At 66.7% G+C, this 16,637-nt stretch carries 12 protein-coding genes and 3 pseudogenes; 6 read left to right on the forward strand and 9 right to left on the reverse strand.

Annotation, left to right across the window (positions count from 1 at the left end):
* Positions 1-60: 60 nt before the first annotated feature.
* Together ACIF8T_RS38435 and ACIF8T_RS38440 are read right to left on the reverse strand one after the other, a co-directional pair.
* Positions 61-375, reverse strand: coding sequence for a hypothetical protein (locus tag ACIF8T_RS38435; protein ID WP_400041880.1), 315 nt, complete (start codon positions 373-375; stop codon positions 61-63).
* Positions 376-602: 227 nt separating this feature from the next.
* Entirely contained in the window at positions 603-932 is a 330-nt protein-coding gene (locus ACIF8T_RS38440; protein WP_400041882.1) for a helix-turn-helix transcriptional regulator, read from the reverse strand.
* Between the two features lie 108 nt (positions 933-1,040).
* On the opposite strand from ACIF8T_RS38440, the gene ACIF8T_RS38445 reads away from it, so the two are divergent.
* Positions 1,041-1,445 (forward strand): STAS domain-containing protein, encoded by a 405-nt coding sequence (locus ACIF8T_RS38445; RefSeq protein WP_400041884.1) that lies wholly within the window; start codon positions 1,041-1,043, stop codon positions 1,443-1,445.
* A gap of 139 nt (positions 1,446-1,584) precedes the next feature.
* Positions 1,585-2,093: pseudogene (locus tag ACIF8T_RS38450) on the forward strand (transposase); the annotation flags it as partial.
* A gap of 222 nt (positions 2,094-2,315) precedes the next feature.
* On the opposite strand, the gene ACIF8T_RS38455 reads toward ACIF8T_RS38450, so the two are convergent.
* From ACIF8T_RS38455 to ACIF8T_RS38475, 5 genes are all read right to left on the reverse strand, one after another.
* Positions 2,316-3,560, reverse strand: a complete 1,245-nt coding sequence (locus tag ACIF8T_RS38455) for an SWIM zinc finger family protein (protein WP_400041886.1) — start codon at positions 3,558-3,560, stop codon at positions 2,316-2,318.
* Positions 3,557-6,430, reverse strand: a complete 2,874-nt coding sequence (locus ACIF8T_RS38460) for a DEAD/DEAH box helicase (protein WP_400041888.1) — start codon at positions 6,428-6,430, stop codon at positions 3,557-3,559. Before ACIF8T_RS38460 ends, ACIF8T_RS38455 begins: the two co-directional genes overlap by 4 nt.
* A gap of 48 nt (positions 6,431-6,478) precedes the next feature.
* Positions 6,479-8,731 (reverse strand): plasmid pRiA4b ORF-3 family protein, encoded by a 2,253-nt coding sequence (locus ACIF8T_RS38465; protein WP_400041890.1) that lies wholly within the window; start codon positions 8,729-8,731, stop codon positions 6,479-6,481.
* A 502-nt stretch (positions 8,732-9,233) separates the two neighbouring features.
* Positions 9,234-10,163: an anti-sigma factor RsbA family regulatory protein gene (locus ACIF8T_RS38470; RefSeq protein WP_400041891.1), complete on the reverse strand. Its 930-nt coding sequence runs from the start codon at positions 10,161-10,163 to the stop codon at positions 9,234-9,236.
* Positions 10,160-10,477 carry an STAS domain-containing protein gene (locus ACIF8T_RS38475; RefSeq protein WP_400041901.1) on the reverse strand — a complete coding sequence of 106 codons (318 nt, stop codon included), beginning with the start codon at positions 10,475-10,477 and terminating at the stop codon, positions 10,160-10,162. The genes ACIF8T_RS38470 and ACIF8T_RS38475 overlap by 4 nt, the downstream gene beginning before the upstream one ends.
* A gap of 314 nt (positions 10,478-10,791) precedes the next feature.
* On the opposite strand from ACIF8T_RS38475, the gene ACIF8T_RS38480 reads away from it, so the two are divergent.
* Both ACIF8T_RS38480 and ACIF8T_RS38485 read left to right on the forward strand, forming a co-directional pair.
* Positions 10,792-11,628: an RNA polymerase sigma factor SigF gene (locus ACIF8T_RS38480; RefSeq protein WP_400041903.1), complete on the forward strand. Its 837-nt coding sequence runs from the start codon at positions 10,792-10,794 to the stop codon at positions 11,626-11,628.
* A 541-nt stretch (positions 11,629-12,169) separates the two neighbouring features.
* Positions 12,170-12,667: a hemerythrin domain-containing protein gene (locus tag ACIF8T_RS38485; RefSeq protein WP_400041893.1), complete on the forward strand. Its 498-nt coding sequence runs from the start codon at positions 12,170-12,172 to the stop codon at positions 12,665-12,667.
* 127 nt (positions 12,668-12,794) lie between these two features.
* Here the strand turns inward: ACIF8T_RS38485 and ACIF8T_RS38490 are convergent.
* A pseudogene (locus ACIF8T_RS38490) lies at positions 12,795-12,987 on the reverse strand (transposase); the annotation flags it as partial.
* Positions 12,988-13,490: 503 nt separating this feature from the next.
* Here ACIF8T_RS38490 and ACIF8T_RS38495 point away from each other — a divergent pair.
* Positions 13,491-13,643, forward strand: a complete 153-nt coding sequence (locus tag ACIF8T_RS38495; protein WP_400041895.1) for an IS3 family transposase — start codon at positions 13,491-13,493, stop codon at positions 13,641-13,643.
* Positions 13,644-13,944: 301 nt separating this feature from the next.
* Here the strand turns inward: ACIF8T_RS38495 and ACIF8T_RS38500 are convergent, their stop codons facing one another.
* Complete coding sequence (locus ACIF8T_RS38500; RefSeq protein WP_400041897.1) at positions 13,945-14,514, reverse strand: hypothetical protein; 570 nt, start codon at positions 14,512-14,514, stop codon at positions 13,945-13,947.
* Between the two features lie 624 nt (positions 14,515-15,138).
* Here ACIF8T_RS38500 and ACIF8T_RS38505 point away from each other — a divergent pair.
* Positions 15,139-16,534: pseudogene (locus ACIF8T_RS38505) on the forward strand (NF041680 family putative transposase).
* The last annotated feature ends 103 nt before the right edge of the window (positions 16,535-16,637 follow it).

Below are 16,637 nucleotides of genomic sequence, written 5' to 3' on the forward strand. Positions count from 1 at the left end.
GAACCCCGGGCCGGTCAACGCAACCGGTGAGGTTTTAACCGGCTTGACCTCGGTGTTTGTCTACTCGTCTGGCATCTCGCGGAGGAGAGGTAATGGTGGGCTCTGGCTGGGGGACAGCACCACAATGTTGTTGCCCGCCGGGTCAGTCCAGATCGTGTAACCGTGCTGGAGGAGCACAATTTCCAGCGCGGCCTGCACGGCGGACCCGGTAGATTCGCTGACGGCTTGAGCGGTGCCGGCCGGTGCGCTCGGGCTGCTCAGTGGCGTCCAGCTCACCAGCGCGCCGACGGGGATTCGGCTCACTCGTATGCCGGGCGTTTCGCCGTCCGCTTCTCTCACCAGGTCGTAGCCGGCCAGCCGCAGGACGTGCCGCACCTGGCAGACTAATTCTTCGGGACTTGTCGGCATTGTGCCCTTTTATTCCCAAGCGTTTCGATCACACAGCCTGGTGTCTGCGGGTGGGCGGAGTGTGTCCGGTCCGCGCGCTGGTCGGGGTTCGGGGCTGGGGTGGCTCCTTGTGGTTGTGGATGAGCCGGGTGGAAACGCCGGGCCGCTACGGGGCCGTGCCCAGGCGCCTCGTTGCTGGTGACTGGCAGGCGCTGCTATGGGGCGGCTGGCGTCCTGGTGCGTTCAGTCTCGTCCTGCATGAGCAGGGAAAGCAGAGCAGCTACGGGGAGGCCGGCTTCGGCCGGGTGGCGCAGTACCTTGTCCGGTTCGATGCGGTAGGTGTTCGTGCGCCCTTCCCGGGTGTGGGAGAGGTAACCGTCCTGCTCGAGATCGGAGATGATCCGCGCGACGGCGCGCTCGGTGAGCCGGCAGTGGGCGGCGATGTCGCGGATGCGGACGTTCGGGTTGTCGGCGATGACTGCCAGGACGCGCGCGTGGCTGGTGATGAACGTCCATCCGGTGTGTGATGAGGGAGCTCCGACCATGACCGGCATTTTAGAGGACCCTTGTTGCCGGAACCCAGTTACATGACATAGTTTTCAGGCAACAGCTGACCTGCTTCCGCAGGAGAGAGCCACACAAGGAGCCTGAACATGCCCTGGAACGAGGCCGTCATGCCAAGGCTCACGAGCAACGCCGGCCAGACGCCGTTGCCACACCAGGCCGGCGACCCTGCTGCGGAAAGGGCCACGGTCAGCCAGTACGCGTGGCGCGGGGCCTGGGTCGTGGCCGCGCATGGCGCCTACGACCTGGACTCGATCACACCTTTGGAGGCCGCGCTGCGGACCGCGGTCAGGGAGCACCCCAAGGTGATCCTGGACGCCTCCGGCATCACCTTCGCGGACTCCACGCTTTTGAACCTGCTGATCCTCACCCACCAGGCAGGCACCCTGCGCCTGGCCGCGCCGTCGCAACCGCTTCAGCGGATCTGCGAGATCACCGGAGTCGACAAGCTCCTGGAGATACGGCAGACGGTGGACGATGCCGCCCTCTCCTGAAACACCCCGAACCAGCATCACGGCCGTCATCGCCGACGACGCCCAGGCTGCTGAACCGACCCCGGCAAGAACCAAGGAGACCGCGCAGGCGGGGACTGTAAATCGTCTGGTGTAACTCCCTCTCATGGAGGATGCATCGATGCGCAGTGAGGATGTGGACGAGGTCGGCGAGGCGGCAGTGGCTGTGTCGGCGAGGGCCGTGGACGAGCAGGTGAGCCGGGTCCGGGCCGAGGGCCTGCAGCTGGCTGGCGAGGGCGGGCTTGTTGTAGCAGCTGACCCAGCGGCTGCTGGAGTCCGCCCTGGAGGGCGAAATCACCGACCCCCTCGGCTATGACAAGCACGATCCGGCGGGCAAGAGCGACGGCAACTCCCGTGGGCTTCGAATGCTCCAAGAGCGTGTTGACCGACGTGGGACTGGTGGAGATCGTCGTGCCCCGAGACCGGGACGGCTTCTTGGAACCGAAGGTCGTCAAGAAGTGACAGAAGTGCCCGACCGGTGTCAGCGAGATGGTCATCTCGCTGGCTGCCAAGGGCCTGATCACCGGTGAGGTCCAGGCCCATCTCGCGGAGGTCTATGGCGCTGAGGTCTCCCGCCAGACCATTTCCACGATCGCTGAGCGGGGAGCGGAAACGCAACCACGCCCAGTGAGAGATCACTGCGGCCGGATGTCGATGCTTCCTGTGCGACGGCGCATCGGCCACTGAGAATCCCTCCCGGCTTGATCAATCCGAAGGTCGTTCCAGCCGGTCAGCCAACGTGACAGCGCCATCAAGGGGCACGAGCTCTTTTGGCGAACGGCACCGAGTGACGGAAGTCGGAAGACGTGAACTCTTGACCTGAGGCGGCGGTTCACGGGCCTGTCGTACGTGTCACCTCTCGGTCTGCTGCCAGACGGAAGTGAGCGTCGTGACGGGGTCGGGGTCGGCCGGCGCTGCTGGCCACCAGCTGCCGTTGTCATCCTGGAGGTAGGGGTACCAGCGGGTGTCGGAGCCCAGGCGCAGCTGGATGCCGTGATCGATGAGCGTGAGGCGGTTGCGCCAAGCCCTGAGGGTGACCGGGGTGGTGGTCATTTCGGTGAGGGCCTCGGTCAGGGCGGTGCGGGCGGCTGTCATTGCCTTCGGGTCGGGGGTGTGGGGCTGTTCGGCTACGGTCATGCCGGTTGGGCCGCCATATCGCCAAGCGCGGGTGAGGCGGGCGAAGGCGGTGGGTTTGGCGCCGGTGTTCTGGATCAGGTGGTGGAACCACTGTGGTCCGGGGTTGCTCGCGGCGATGCGTACTGCGTCCTGGTGTTGGGTCAGGTGCAGGCTAGTGGTGTCACCTGTGAGCAGTCGGGTGGCGCGTGCGGCGGTGTCGGCCATGAGGCGTTCGAGGTCCGTGGTGGACAGACCGGTGCCGGGTGGTGGGGCGGCGGGCAGTGCGGCGGTGTGGGGGGCTGGTTCGGGGGGTTCGGGAAGGGGTGGAGTGCGTTCGGCCAGGGCGGCCCAGGCTGCGTAGGCGCCGGCGGCAGGGATGCCGGCCGGGGCTGGCGGGGCGGAGGTCGCTTGGGTGGCCGTACGGCGGGCGCGCAGCTGAGCAAGGACTTCTTCGCGGTCGCGGCCGCGGAGGGCGAAGAGCACGAAGGGGTCGGCGTCGACGGTGGCGGCGATGGCGTAGCAGAGCGCGGCGGCGTGTTTGCAGGGGTAGCCCCAGTCGGGGCAGGAACATTCGGGGTCGAGTTCGGTGGGTTGAGGGAGCAGCGGGACGCCGGCTTGACGGGCGTCGTCGACGAGTTCGGCGGGCATCTCGCCGTCGAGGAGGGCGGCGAGATGCCCGGCTCGGGCGGCGATGGTGTCGAGGAGGATGTCCCACTGGCTGCCGGTGAGGACGGGCAGGTGGACGACGCAGTGGTAGGGGCGGGGCCGGCTGCCCTGGACGGCGGCCTTGACCTGGCCGGGGGCGATGGTGATGGGGCCGACCATGCCCTGGCGTGCGTAGGTGCGTCCGCGGGACAGGCGCCCCGAGTCCAGGGTGGAGTCCTCCAGGGCTGTCAGCCATGCCTGGCCCCACCAGGTCGCGGCGAAGGCGCGGCTGCCGCGCGTGGGCGCGCGGCGCGGGCCGGGGATCGAGGGGCTCATGACGGCCTCCCGAGGGTGACGAGTTCTGCGAGGTCGGCGTCGGACAGTTCGGTCAGGGCGGCCTCACCTGAGCCGACGACCGCGTCGGCGAGCGCGCGCTTGGATTGGAGGAGTTTCGCCACCTTGTCTTCCACGGTTCCCTCCGTGAGGAGTTTGTGGACCTGTACGGGCTTGTCCTGGCCGATGCGGTAGGCGCGGTCAGTGGCCTGGTCCTCGACCGCCGGGTTCCACCAGCGGTCGTAGTGCACGACGTGGGTGGCGCGGGTGAGGTTGAGGCCGGTGCCCGCAGCCTTCAGGGAAAGCAGGAACACCGGCACCTCGCCGCGCTGGAAGCGGTCCACCATTTCCTCGCGCGCGGTGACGGGGGTGCCACCGTGCAGGAAAAGGGTGGAGACGCCTCGTTCTGCGAGGTGCTTCTCCAGCAGGGTCGCCATCTGCTTGTACTGGGTGAAGACCAGCACAGACTCGCCTTCTGCGGTGATGGTGTCGATCAGTTCGTCGAGCAGTGCCAGTTTGCCGGAGCGGCCGTGCAGCGGTGTGGACTGGCGTAGGTACTGGGCGGGGTGGTTGCAGATCTGTTTCAGAGCGGTGAGAAGCTTCAGGATCAGGCCGCGGCGGGCGATGCCATCGGCTTCGGCGATCTTCGCCGTGGTTTCGCGGACTACCGCCTCGTACAGGCTTGCCTGCTCGGCGGTCAGCGGCACGACACGGTCGGTCTCAATCTTGGCGGGCAGTTCGGGGGCGATGCCCGGGTCGGACTTCCTGCGGCGCAGCAGGAACGGGCGGACGAGACGGGACAGCCGTTCAGCCGCCTGCGGGTCCTCGCCCGATTCGATCAAGCGGGCGTGCCGGTCGCGGAACGCGGTGAGCGGGCCGAGGAGTCCAGGGGTGGTCCAGTCAAGGAGCGCCCACAGTTCGGAGAGGTTGTTCTCCACCGGGGTGCCGGTGAGAGCGACGCGGGCGCGGGCGGGCAGAGCGCGCAACTCGCGGGCGGTGGCGGCGTAGGGGTTTTTGATGTGCTGGGCTTCATCGGCGGCGACCAGTGACCAAGTGTTTTCGGAGAGGGCCTCCCGGTCCCGGCGAAGAATGCCGTAGGTGACGAGGACGATTTCGTCGTCGGCGAGGTCTTCCAGGTGGCGGTCGCCGCCGTGGTAGCGGCGCACCGGCGTGGCCGGTGCGAACCGGGCCGCCTCGCGCTGCCAGTTGCCGAGCAGTGAGGCGGGGCAGACAACGAGCGTGGGGCCCGCGGTGGCGGGGTCGGTCTGGCGCTGCAGGTGCAAAGCGAGCAGGGTGATGGTCTTACCCAGGCCCATGTCGTCGGCGAGGCAGCCGCCGAGACCGAGCTCGCACATCGTGACCAGCCATGCCAGGCCCCGCTTCTGGTAGTCGCGTAGCGTGGCCTTCAGAGCAGCGGGCTGAGCAGCGGGGGTGTGGGATTCGGGGGCGCGGATGCGGGCGACGAGGTCGCCGAGCGCTCCGACCGCTGCGCAGCGAATATTCTCCCCGTCCCGCTCAACCTCGCCGGTCAGCGCGGCGCCCAATGCTTCCATGGGAGTGAGCGGTTCCATCCGGCGGCGCCTGGCGCGGGCCACCAGCTTCGGGTCGGCGACTACCCACTGGTCGCGCAGCCGGACGAGGGGCCGGCGCGCTTCGGCGAGGGCGTCCATCTCGGCCTCGGTGAGCGGCTCGCCGCCGAGCGAGAGCTGCCAGCGGAAGTCGAGGAGGGTGTCGGCATCGAGCATGCCGCCCATGCTGGAGCCTGGGGCGATGTGTTGCCCGATCTCCGCGGTCGCCGTGAGGGCCTTGACCAAATCGCGTGGCCAGTGCACGTCGATACCGGCGGCACGCAGCGTGTTGGTGGCGTCACCCAACAGGTCGAACGCCTCGTCATCGGTCAGCCGCAGCTGGTTCGGAGCGGCGTCTTTCAGCAGCCGGTCAAGCGGTGGCCACATGCGGGCGCCGCGGCGCAACGCGAGCAGCGTCTCGGTCTCGGCGCGCGGGCCGAGCAGCCGCTCGGTCTCGGCCGGCTCGCTCCACAGCCGTGCGGCCTCTACGACGAGTGCCGGATCTGCCGCGGTGTGCAACTGCAGGACGGCCCGAAACTGCCGACGTCGGCCTTCGGGCGCATCGACCCGCAGCGAAACTTTGACGGCGGCGGCGAATGCGGCGGTGGTCTCCTCGGCCCACTCGCGCAGGGTGGGCACGGCACGAGTCTCACGCCAGGCGTACGGCAACGCTCCCATGGCGAGCGGAGTGGCGGGGGTACGGGCCAGCTCGTCGGCGACCGCGTCACAGAACTGACGTATTGACACGGCTGGTTCGGTGATCCGTAGCGGGGCTGGACCCGGTTCCGGCAGGCAGTGGGCGTGGGGCGGGAAGGCGGCGGCGAGAGCGTCCAGTGTCTGCTGCTGGGCGGCGGTGAAGGGGCCCGCCTGCCAGGTGTCGTAGCCAGCGGGAGTAAGGGCCGGGTGGAGACGGCCGTCGGCGAGCAGCCGCAGCGCCAGGCGGGCGGCGGCCTGCCAGGCGGTGGCGGACGGATGTAGCGGCTGCGCCCCGGACAGGGCAGCGACGGCGACGGCGACGGGCAGGGCGTAGCCTTCTACCCTGCGCCGCCTGACTGAGCGGCCGTGCGGCAGCACCAGCTCCACCGACTCGGTCCTGAGGTCCGCGGGCGGCATGCGGTTGGGGGCGGCTGCGCCGACGGGCTGCCACAGCAGCAGCTGTCCCGAGCGGGCGGGCTCGCCGGGCAGGAACACCGCCGCCCACCCGCCGTCGAGCAGATCTCTCGCCCAGGCGGCCGACTCCGGTGCGGCCAGCGGCGACGCACTCTTCCTGCCGGTGTTCGGCTCTTGTACGAGGACTCTTGCCATTCTCTTCTGCCCATCGCTTTCCAAGCGGTGTCCACCGCGCCCAGCTCGTCACTGCACCAACGGGTTCGGATCTCGACGCCGACGGCGTGAAAGCGCCTTGTCCGCCGCCGTACGCATACGTTTGGCGAGCTGCTTGTCCACACTGCGCAAGCCCTCACCCAGTTCGGCAAGCACCTGGGCGATGTCCGGGTGCTCCACTCGGCACAGGCCGTCCATCCGTTGTTCGAGCGCCTCTGGCACCGTGTTCCAGTTCTCCAGGAAGCCCTGGACCAGCTCCGTACTCTCTTCAGTACCCGTGAGGAGCGAAAGCCCGTCGACGAACAGCCACAACCCGGCCTCCTCCGCCCGTGCCGGGTCTACATGCGTATCTGCCTCAGGACGTGCGCTCAGGGCCGCGGTGGCTACCTGGCGACACCCCTCGACGTCGGAGTCCGCAGCCTTCCGCAGCACTCGCAGTGCTCGTGAGTCATCGAGATCGGCCAGCACCAGTTGGGCCACGGCGCGCTTCGCCGCGGCATCGGGGCCGACCCCCGCGCAGGCATCGAGCAGTCCCACTGCGGCATCCGCCGCAGAGCGGTGTTCCAGCCACCCTTCGACCTCCCGGCGCATCTCCTCGGGGGAGTAGCCCAGGAGCCCTTGAAGCAGGCAGTCGGCGTCCGCTTCGGCATACTCACCCAGCAGCGGCGCAGGCACACCGCACTCCATCAGGTAAGCGCGGAGCCCGTAACGGCCGAGCGAGGTGAGCCGCATACGGTGTCCAGGCTTGCTGTCCGTCGAAGCCGGCGAAATTCCCGGACTGCCCAGCTGCGCTCCGCCCATGGCGTTCACAAGTGTGCGCAAAGCCTCCTCGACCGAATCGTCACCGTCACCAGGCTCGTACTCCACCGCGCCCAGCAGGGCGAGTGCTTCCCCAAGTCCATGGAAGGACGCCGCGAGCAACGCCTGGAAGAGATTGAACTCCGGCCCGTATTCGCCCGTCCCATGGGGCTTCGCGCGCAGGTCCTCGACATCCACCCAGGTGTCGTCGGGGGCGTCGTACAGCAGCCCAACCAGTTTATCGGCGATCTCGGCCGTCAACTCACCCAGCTCACCGTGCCACCCGTCCAGCACCCCCCTCTCACCAATCTCCTCCAGCAGATCGCCCATTGTGGCGGTCCAGAACTCCAGAAGGTCCTCACCGGCGCAGTCGGTCGCTGCATCGCCTCGCGCGCGACCCCCGCTGATCGTGATCAAGCCGCCGTCCACAGCCAGCCACCACGGATCGTCGAGAACGGCCACGTCCTTGGCGCTGCGCAGAGTCTTCAGCACACGAGATCGAGCGACCGCATCGGCGTACGGCGAGTCGTCGCCGGCCAGCTTCCACAGCTTGAGTTCTTCGATGGCCTCACGGGCGAGTGCAGGCCGCAACACCCGGCCAGCGGTGACCTGACGTCCTTCGTGGCACCAGGCGGCGAGCCGCAGCGCCGCGTCGAAGAGCGGGACACCCCGCACGGCAGCGACAAGATCCTCCTGTGGAACCAGGGTCACCGGGCGCAGCACAGGCATATCCTCGGTTGGTCCGTCGACTCCGGCATCGACCGGGTCGCCCACTCGGCACCGCCCGCAGGTACACAACGCCACGTCCTCGTCGGTCAGCCGACGGACGCCGCCGTGTCCGGCGCGATTATGGACCAAAGGCTTCATCGCACCGGGCACTGTGTCCGGCGTCAGATGGGCCAGCCGCGCGGTGATTTCGTCCTGGCTGAAAGCCGCCGGGTCGTAACCGGTCGCCCACAACTCGGCGGCGAGTTCACCGTATGGACCGTTCCCGGCCCCGTCAGGGGCTTCAAGGAGCTCCAGCACCTTGGCCAATCCCCACACGCCGCCGATGTCCTCGGCCGGAACACCGGCCCGACGCCCACCGACGCAGCGCACCGTCCGCTCTGCGCCTGCCGGGCGCGATAGCACCTTCTCCAGAGTGATTTCGTGCTCCCAGCCGTCCCCGAAGTCGTAGACATAACGCAGCCGCGCACCCTCCTCGACCAATACGTCGCCGAGCGCGGTACCGTCCTCGTCGTGAGCTTCGCTGCCAAAACCCAGAACCATGAGGTCGGCCGGGGAGCCGTACCGTTGGTCGAGTTCATCAGTGAAGAGATGCAGATGGCCACCGTGCCAGCCGAAGGCAATTTGAATGGCCGCGTGCAGTGTGCCCACGGAGGTGTCGGACGGCAGCACGACGCGTCGCCACAGGGGCGGCCTGGTGCCGTGCAATACGATCTTCAACTGGAGATCGGACGGGGCTGCCTTCCAGTCTTGCTGCATCTGCCGCTCCCACCGCATCGGGGCTACTCCAACGGCCCTATCATGGCGTTGTCGGTCTGCCCTGCTCAAACCCGGCTGTGGCGGCGACCGTCCTTTAGGTACATAGTTTCGACGACGCAGTGAATATCCTGTGTTTCGTGACTTTTTGCGGGCAGCGCAGGCGGCTTGGGAGGCCATTGGTCTCGGCGATCTCGGTGACGGCTTGAGTCCGTTGTTCTTCGAGGGCGCCAGCAAGGAGATGCTTATGGAGGGCAGGCTCGTCCGGGAGGTGGACGGGCCTGGGCTCTGAGTAACGGGCGTATCGACCGCAGAAGCCAGGTTGGAACAGGCAGTGGTTGGGGTTCGCGGCGTAGGCGTCGAGGTAGTCAGGCGCGGTGTTGAAGGCGGTGTGCGACAGTCCGGGCGGCGTGGCTGTGGGGACAAGACGATAGTGCGAGTCAGTCACCGGTGAGGGTGGGGCGGGCTTCGGGCGGCCGCCCGCTCGGACGGCCGCCCGAAGTGTTCACAGGCTGATGTAGAACCGCACCGTGCTGCCGCTGTCCGTTGTGTGTATGCGTACCAGATCGCTCACGTAATGAACCAATATGAGTCCTCGTCCGCCGATCTGGCCGTGCTCTGGTGGCCTGCGGCCGGCGAGCGGATCGGTCATTTGTCCCCCGTCACGGACCTCGACTACAACCTGCCCTGCCTCCGACCAGATCGCCAGGGTTCCTCGGCCGCCGCCGTGGATCACGCTGTTGGTGGTCAGCTCCGCGACCGCCAGTTCCGCATCCATCAGCCGCTCACCGCTGAGGCCCAGTCGCTGGGCCTGATTCACGGTAAAAAGCCGGACCGCGGGCAATTGCTCGGCGCGGAAGGAAAAGATTTCAGCGTCCGGAGCAGCCGGCAACGCTTCGTTGTACCGGGCGACAACCGCTTGCCAGTCGTAGGCATCGCTGACCTCCTCACGGCCTGCGGCGATGACGATTGGGTGGGTGCCTCGTGCATCGGCCAGTACGGCTGCGTCCAGCCGTGCCTCGTCATAGGGGCATAGGATCGTCACTGCTCTGCCTTCGAAGGCGGCGTTGATCAGCGCTTCGTGCTGCGCGCACGCCGGGTACTCCACCGCGTTGCGGCTCGCCCAGATCGGCTCGCCGATGATCCGCACTCGTCCGTCGGGGTGGGCGTCGGCGAACCCGCGAAGTACCTTGGGGATGATCCGCCCGGGGTTGCGGCCAGCCTGGGTCATGTCCAGGAACAGCAGGCCCTCGGCATCCTCGCCCAGACCTGTTCTGATCAGCTCCAGGTTGGGGCCGGGCACCGCCACCGCCACCGGTTCGCCCGCGGCCAGACCCGTTCGTACGAAAGCGAGGGTCTCATCGATGTACTCCTGCTCGCTGCGGTAGAACAGCGCCGGATGCTCGAACGCCGCGTTCACTGCTGCCGTGCTCATCGCGGCGCCACCTCGACCCGCTGCAGGTTCGGCCAGAACATCTCCAACAGGCGCGGTAGTTGCGGTGGCGGGTGCTGTACCACCACTCGCCCAGTAGGTAGTTTCATGGCCGTCGTCGCGAGTGCGGTCACACCTGCCACGTCGACGAACACCACCTCGGACAGCTCCACATAGGATACGTCCGTGTGTCGCCGGGTCAGTTCGGCCAGTGCTGCTTCCCAGGAGGAACGGGTGACCGCACTGATCTCGCCACTGGCGCGTATGCCAGGAAGGCCGGGCAAGGGACTCACCTCCAACACAACCTCCCCGGGCATCGCCGGGCCGTCCCCGTCTACCTCACATGGGGTGTCCACGGTCGGTCTCCTCGTATAGGCACGGCACCTGCCGACCGCCTCGCGATAGAAGCACGGGCAGAAGAAGGCTTCTTCCAGCCATGGACCCTATCGCGGCATGCCGGATCCTCGGAGGGGTGTCCCGCAGGAGTGCGGTCCCTTCCGCGTACGCTGACGGAGGTGCTCGCGCTGCTTAGCAAATGAGAAGGCATGCGCGCCGACGAACGGGGTATACGACCGCAGGGTCGCTCGTGCCGGCGACTAGAGGGGCCGGCCGACCGGAAGGAAAGATCATGATGACGACCGTGCAGGCTGCTGAGCGCACCGCTGTGATGCCGGAGATAGCGGATCCGTCGAAGGTGGCGCCCCGAGACGCGCGGGAGTTGTCGAGGCTGTTCTTCGACCAGCTTGCCGTACTGGAGGAGGGGACGCCCGAGTACCAGTACGCGCGCAACACGCTGATCGAGATGAACATGTCCCTTGTCCGTTTCGCGGCCGGCCGCTTTCGCAGCCGTGGTCCGGAGGAGATGGAGGACATCGTCCAGGTCGGCATGATCGGTCTGATCAAGGCCATCGACCGGTTCGAGCTTACCCGCGAGGTGGAGTTCACCTCCTTCGCAGTGCCGTACATCGTCGGCGAGATCAAGCGGTTCTTCCGTGACACGTCATGGGCCGTACATGTGCCTCGGCGTCTGCAGGAAGCGCGCGTGCAACTGGCCCGTGCCACCGAGGAATTGAGCAGCCGGCTGGGCCGCAATCCCACGACCGGGGAACTGTCCGAGCTGATGAGCCTTCCTGAAGAGGAGGTCCGTGAGGCGCGGCTGGCGTCCAATGGCTACAACTCCTCTTCTCTGGACGCGGTCATCAACGGTGGCGAGGACGGCGAAGCAGCGCTGGCGGACTTCATCGGAAGTGACGACGCCGCACTTGCGCTGGTCGAGGATTTCCAGGCTCTCGCGCCGATGCTTGCGGAACTCGGCGAACGCGACCGGCAGATCATTCACTGGCGGTTCGTCGAGGAACTCACCCAGAAGGAGATCGGCGAGCGCCTCGGCGTCTCTCAGATGCACGTCTCCCGACTGATCTCTCGCCTGTTGGGCCGCCTGCGGGAAGGCATGCTCACCAGTAATTGAACATTGCCCCGGCTCCTGCGCAGTCGCTAGCTTCAAGGTTTTCAGGCGAGTGGGGAGCAAAGTGACGTCGTCCTCAAGCCGGGCGAGGAAGGCCTCCATGAGGTCTTCCTCGCCCGGGGTGTGCACCGTTTTCAGCGTAATCTGTATAAGAAGTCGCAGAGCCGGTCGTGCCTGCGCGAGTCCAGGGTATCCGTCGAGGCCTTGGACGTGCAGTTGGCAAACATTGGACGCTGGCGGAGCCAGCCTTGTTAGATATCCGCGCTGATGCCTGTTTCGAACAGGCTCGCACGATGAACTCGACTGGTTCGGCGGACGTCTGCTGGACGCAGAGTGTGGTGTCGACACACGGTGCCCGCGGTATCGAGCAGCGCCAGACGCTCGTGGGACTTTTCCAGGCCGTCCGCGCAGGGTCGCAGACCGCTGATTCCCTCAGGGCGTGGACATTGCATGGCCCGGAACGTCGGCGGAGTGCGTACGTCTCACCTACGGAAATAGGGGTATCTGGAAGACCGGATCACCGTAACGGAAGTCAGGAGTCCCTGTGTCGTCCACCGACGTCGTCGATCTCATCCTGCAGGACCACCGCCGTATGGAAGACCTGTTTCGTATCATGCGCAATGTGGAAGCGGATCGAGCCGCGACTCTGAAGGAATTCGCCGACCTGCTCATCGCGCATGCCTCGGCCGAGGAGGACAAGGTCTACCCCGCGCTGCGACGTTATAAGAACGTGGACGGCGAGGATGTCGACCACAGCGTTCACGAGCACCATGAGGCCAACGAGGCGCTGCTTGCCCTGCTAGAAGTAGAGGATACCGAATCCGAGGCGTGGGGGGAGAAGCTGGAAGAGCTGGTCACAGCTGTCAACCACCACGCGGACGAGGAGGAGCGAACCCTCCTCAACGACGCCAGGAAGAATGTCAGCGACGACCGCCGTGCCGAACTGGGCAAAGCGTTTCGTGAGGCGCGGGCGCAGTATTTGAAGGCCGGCTGCGGCAGCGTTCAAAACGTGCGCAAGCTGGTGGCCGCCGCCAGCGATTGACTGTCGTCATCCGCCTGTCCTAGCCGGCGGGCAGCAGCAACGAGCTTGGCTACCTGGGCTGGGACGGGCCGTGACCGGTATGGGCGACGACACCGAAGCAGCTCATGGTCCAGTCGCTACTCGTAACCCGGCGGTGCGTGGTCGACTTCGAGATGCGAAGTAGGGCGGCAGAGCCCGCCAAGCACAGCCGCTGACCAGCACGTAGATGATAGCGGCGAACAGCGTCTCATTAGGTGTGCCATCGTTCCGCCGCCCTGCGGCCGCACCTTCGACGGAGGGATCAGCGGCTTCGCGATCTTCCACAGCCCGTCCGGAACAATCTAAGTCCCCGTACTCCGCCCCATATTGGTGTCAGCGACGCCTCACCAGATGGGACAGAGTGTTATGAGACAGGCCGACATCGTGGGCATCAGCCCGCGCCGAGGCGGCTTCGCCTACCGTGACACGAAGGTCACCTTGTCTCCGGACTTGGTGGAGTGGGACTTCACCGCACCCGCACCGAACCAACTCTGAGTCACCGACCTGACCATGATTTCGATGGGTGAGGGGCCGCTGTGACTCTCGGCAATCCAGGACGCGTTCTCGCGCCGGGTGGTGGCTTGGGAAGCCTCCGCCCGCGCGGACGCCGACCTGGTACTGACGACGCTTGAGTACGTCCTCGCCTTTCGCACGGTGACACCTGGCGAACTGATCCATCACGCTGGCCACGGATGTCAGTACACGTCCGTAAAGCTGACAACCCACTTGGTACGGGGCAGGAGCTCAGGTACTCATGGGCTCGGTGAGGGACTCCCGCGATAACGCCCTCGTGGAGAACCTGTAGATGATCATCAAGACGGAATGCATCCGCGGCCGGCTCTTCGTCACCCGGGCCGGGGTGAATGTTGCGCTTTTCGAGTACATCGACGGCTTCTATAACCCCCGGCGCATCCAGAAACGGCTCGGCTGCCTCAGCCCGAGCGAGTTCGAGGAGTAGCACTACGCCGACCAGGCAGCGATTGAACGAACTTGAATCCCTGTCTACCCGCTTTGACCAGCTGATCGGCCCCTCTCACACACCGGGGGAACCTCAGCGTTCTACAGCGGGAGGGAGGCGTGTGCGTGTGGACATGGACTTCCCTGTTCACGGTTCGAAGACGGGCCCGGCTGCCCGTTCTGTCGTAATTTCTTCGAGTGCTCCCAGTCGCCCCAGACCTGCCAAAGCAGCACCACGCGCGAATCACCGATGTCACAGAGCTACGGCCGATGGTGACAAACCGATTTGTTCTCGCGAACCCTTACGACATGAGGTGGGTCGCGGAGCGGGCCCGTTCCCACATGCCGGGAATCTGCTCAGTCGGGCGCTGCTGTTCGCCGTGCAGAGCGTTGAGGACCACCAGGCATCCGGTCAGTGCTGGCACCGCCCACTGAGCCCGAGCCAGCTGCCGCCGCGCCTTGTGCAGATCGATGGGATGCTTTTGCGCCTTCTCGGCGTCAGCGGGGTCGGAGGAGGAAGCGAGCTCGACCTTTTTGCCCAGGACACGAGCGTAGGCGGTGGCGGCCAGGGCTGCGGCGGTGACGACGGTTTTGGCTGTGGTGGAGGCGGCTACGCCCTGCTGGGAGGCGACACGGTGCGCGTTCACGGCAAGCAGCCCGCCGCCACCGAACAGGTGTGCGCCGATTGCGGCAGCGTTGACCGGCGTCCACTTCGCCCACCCCGAGGAAGAGATCCGGTCCCTGGCCACTTCCGTCCCGCCTTCGTCTTTGGCGGCGCCGTTGAGGCCGATCGCGCCCATCAGCGAACCGCCGAACCAAGCGGCCAGGCCTACATCGTGCAGGCTACGAATGAGGGTGTTGCGTTCGGACATGACGGTGCTCCTTCAGGAGAGGGAACGAGGCAGGCCGACAAGGATGTCGCACATCTCTACCCTCACCGAACCCGAGCTGCTTTGCCATCACAGCTGGGCCGGACGAGCACCCTGCGCTCCCGATGCCTCGAAACGGGGCGTTTCAGATGGCATCGGTGGCCAGATCGCCCTAACCTGATCTTTAACGTCTGGGCCATTGGTCAGCCGCTGAATAGGGTCGAGGTGATCTCAAGCCGCGTGGGACCATCTCGGCATGCGCCTGGTAGCTGACGGAGCCACGCCGACCTCGCGGTTGGTATTGGTCAAGGACCTCGAAACCGACGACGGGTATACCCTCGAGCTGGCGAGCTCGCTCTTCCTGGCTGCTGGTGATCGAATCGCTTTTGAGGACGGCAGGCTTGTCGTCGTGCGGGCCGGTGGAGTGCGACTGTCGCCGGCCGGTGACTGGTCCACTCGTTGCGGGCCCGGATCTCTGCGCCGCCGGTAGAAGCCGCTCCTCGAACGGTGCGTCGTACTTGATCACTCGGTTCGGTAACCGCCGTACGCGGAAGCGGCCTTCGTCTGAACATGTGCTCCGACCAAGGAACACACACATTCAGCGCGAAGATCGTGAGGGTGAATCTGCTGCATCGCGATGCCTGCCGAGAGGCGTTGGTGGAACTGTCACGCCTTCGGGGCGAGTTCTACTCCTGTCTCACCGCCCGTTCGGATGCTCTGTTCGAACTGGCGGACGCGGTTCTGTGCGGTGACGGGCCGGTGAGGTCGCTGGCCGAGCTGTCGCTGGTGGGCGAACACCGCCGCGGCCACGGAGGGCTCTACGCCGCGCTCGCCCAGGGCCGGATCGACACGGACCGAATGCGACGAACCCTGGCCTCGGTGCCGCTGCCGCGGGCCGCAGACAGCCGGCTGGTCCTGGTCGTGGATCTCACCTGCTGGCTGCGGCCGGATGCCCACACCTCGCCGGAGCGGATCCTGTGTCACACCTACGGCCGGGGCAAGGACCAGCACATCCCGGTCCCCGGCTGGCCGTACTCGATCGTCTGCGCGCTGGAACCCGGCCGCAGCTCATGGACCGCGCCGCTGGACGCACTGCGTCTGGCGCCCGATGACGACGCCGCCACCGTCACCGCCCAGCAGTTGCGCGAGCTGATCGAGCGGCTGATCACCGCAGGCCAGTGGCAGACCGGGGACCCTGACGTCCTCGTCATCGCGGACGCCGGATACGACGCACTCCGCCTCGCCTTCCTTCTGAAGGATCTGCCGGTGTAGGTGCTGGCCAGGATGCGCTCGGACCGCGTCCTGCGCAGGCCGGCCCCGCCACGGCAGCCTCACACCATGGGCCGGCCGCCCCGGCACGGCGGCGAGTTCGTCTTCGGACAGCCCGACACCTGGGGCACCCCGGACAACGAAACCGTCACCCACACACGCCTCTACGGCACCGCCCTCGCCCGCTCCTGGGAGCGGCTCCACCCCAAGCTCACTCACCGCTTGTCCTGGGCCGCGGCCGACGGCACCCTCCCCATCGTTGAAGGGACCGTGATCCGCCTGGACATCGAGCCCCTCCCCAGCGGATCCACCCCGAAGTCGGTCTAGCTGTGGTGGTCGGGCACTGACGCAGGAGCACACCTTCCGCCTGTTCAAGCAGACCCTCGGCTGGACCTGCCCGAAGATCCGCGCACCCGAGGCGGCGGACCGCTGGACCTGGCTGATCCTCGCCGCCTACACCCAGCTGCGACTCGCCCGGCCACTGGCGGCCGACCGGCGTCGCCCATGAGAGAGACCCGTCTCGTTGGACAGGCTCACCCCGGCACGTGTCCGCCGAGACTTCCGGCACATCCGCCCCAAGCTCGTCTGCCCGGCCGGAGCACCGAAACACACCCGCCCCGGACCCGGACGGCCTCCCGGACGGAAGAACGCCCGCCCCACCCCACGCCACGATGTCCACACACCCCGCAAAACGGGCACCACCACGTCCCGGGCCAAGAAGTCGACCACCCCACGACCCCGCCGCACAGGTTAAAGATCAAGTTACTGATCTTTTCGTTAGTTCGGTGGGTGTGACGGGCTTGTTGGTGGGATTCTGGGTTCGTGTCTTTCAAGCCTTCGCCTGTTGCCTCCAGGCC

The sequence above is a fragment of the Streptomyces sp. NPDC085946 genome, from assembly GCF_044540485.1.
GTDB lineage: Bacteria > Actinomycetota > Actinomycetes > Streptomycetales > Streptomycetaceae > Streptomyces.

Excerpts from the sequence above, each read along its gene's own strand:
- ACIF8T_RS38445 (WP_400041884.1), top strand. The coding sequence starts at position 1,041 with ATGCCCTGGAACGAGGCCGTCATGCCAAGGCTCACGAGCAACGCCGGC.
- ACIF8T_RS38440 (WP_400041882.1), bottom strand. The coding sequence starts at position 932 with ATGGTCGGAGCTCCCTCATCACACACCGGATGGACGTTCATCACCAGC.
- ACIF8T_RS38465 (WP_400041890.1), bottom strand. The coding sequence starts at position 8,731 with ATGCAGCAAGACTGGAAGGCAGCCCCGTCCGATCTCCAGTTGAAGATC.
- ACIF8T_RS38470 (WP_400041891.1), bottom strand. The coding sequence starts at position 10,163 with ATGAGCACGGCAGCAGTGAACGCGGCGTTCGAGCATCCGGCGCTGTTC.
- ACIF8T_RS38455 (WP_400041886.1), bottom strand. The coding sequence starts at position 3,560 with ATGAGCCCCTCGATCCCCGGCCCGCGCCGCGCGCCCACGCGCGGCAGC.
- ACIF8T_RS38480 (WP_400041903.1), top strand. The coding sequence starts at position 10,792 with ATGACGACCGTGCAGGCTGCTGAGCGCACCGCTGTGATGCCGGAGATA.
- ACIF8T_RS38475 (WP_400041901.1), bottom strand. The coding sequence starts at position 10,477 with ATGCCCGGGGAGGTTGTGTTGGAGGTGAGTCCCTTGCCCGGCCTTCCT.
- ACIF8T_RS38460 (WP_400041888.1), bottom strand. The coding sequence starts at position 6,430 with ATGGCAAGAGTCCTCGTACAAGAGCCGAACACCGGCAGGAAGAGTGCG.
- ACIF8T_RS38495 (WP_400041895.1), top strand. The coding sequence starts at position 13,491 with ATGATCATCAAGACGGAATGCATCCGCGGCCGGCTCTTCGTCACCCGG.
- ACIF8T_RS38500 (WP_400041897.1), bottom strand. The coding sequence starts at position 14,514 with ATGTCCGAACGCAACACCCTCATTCGTAGCCTGCACGATGTAGGCCTG.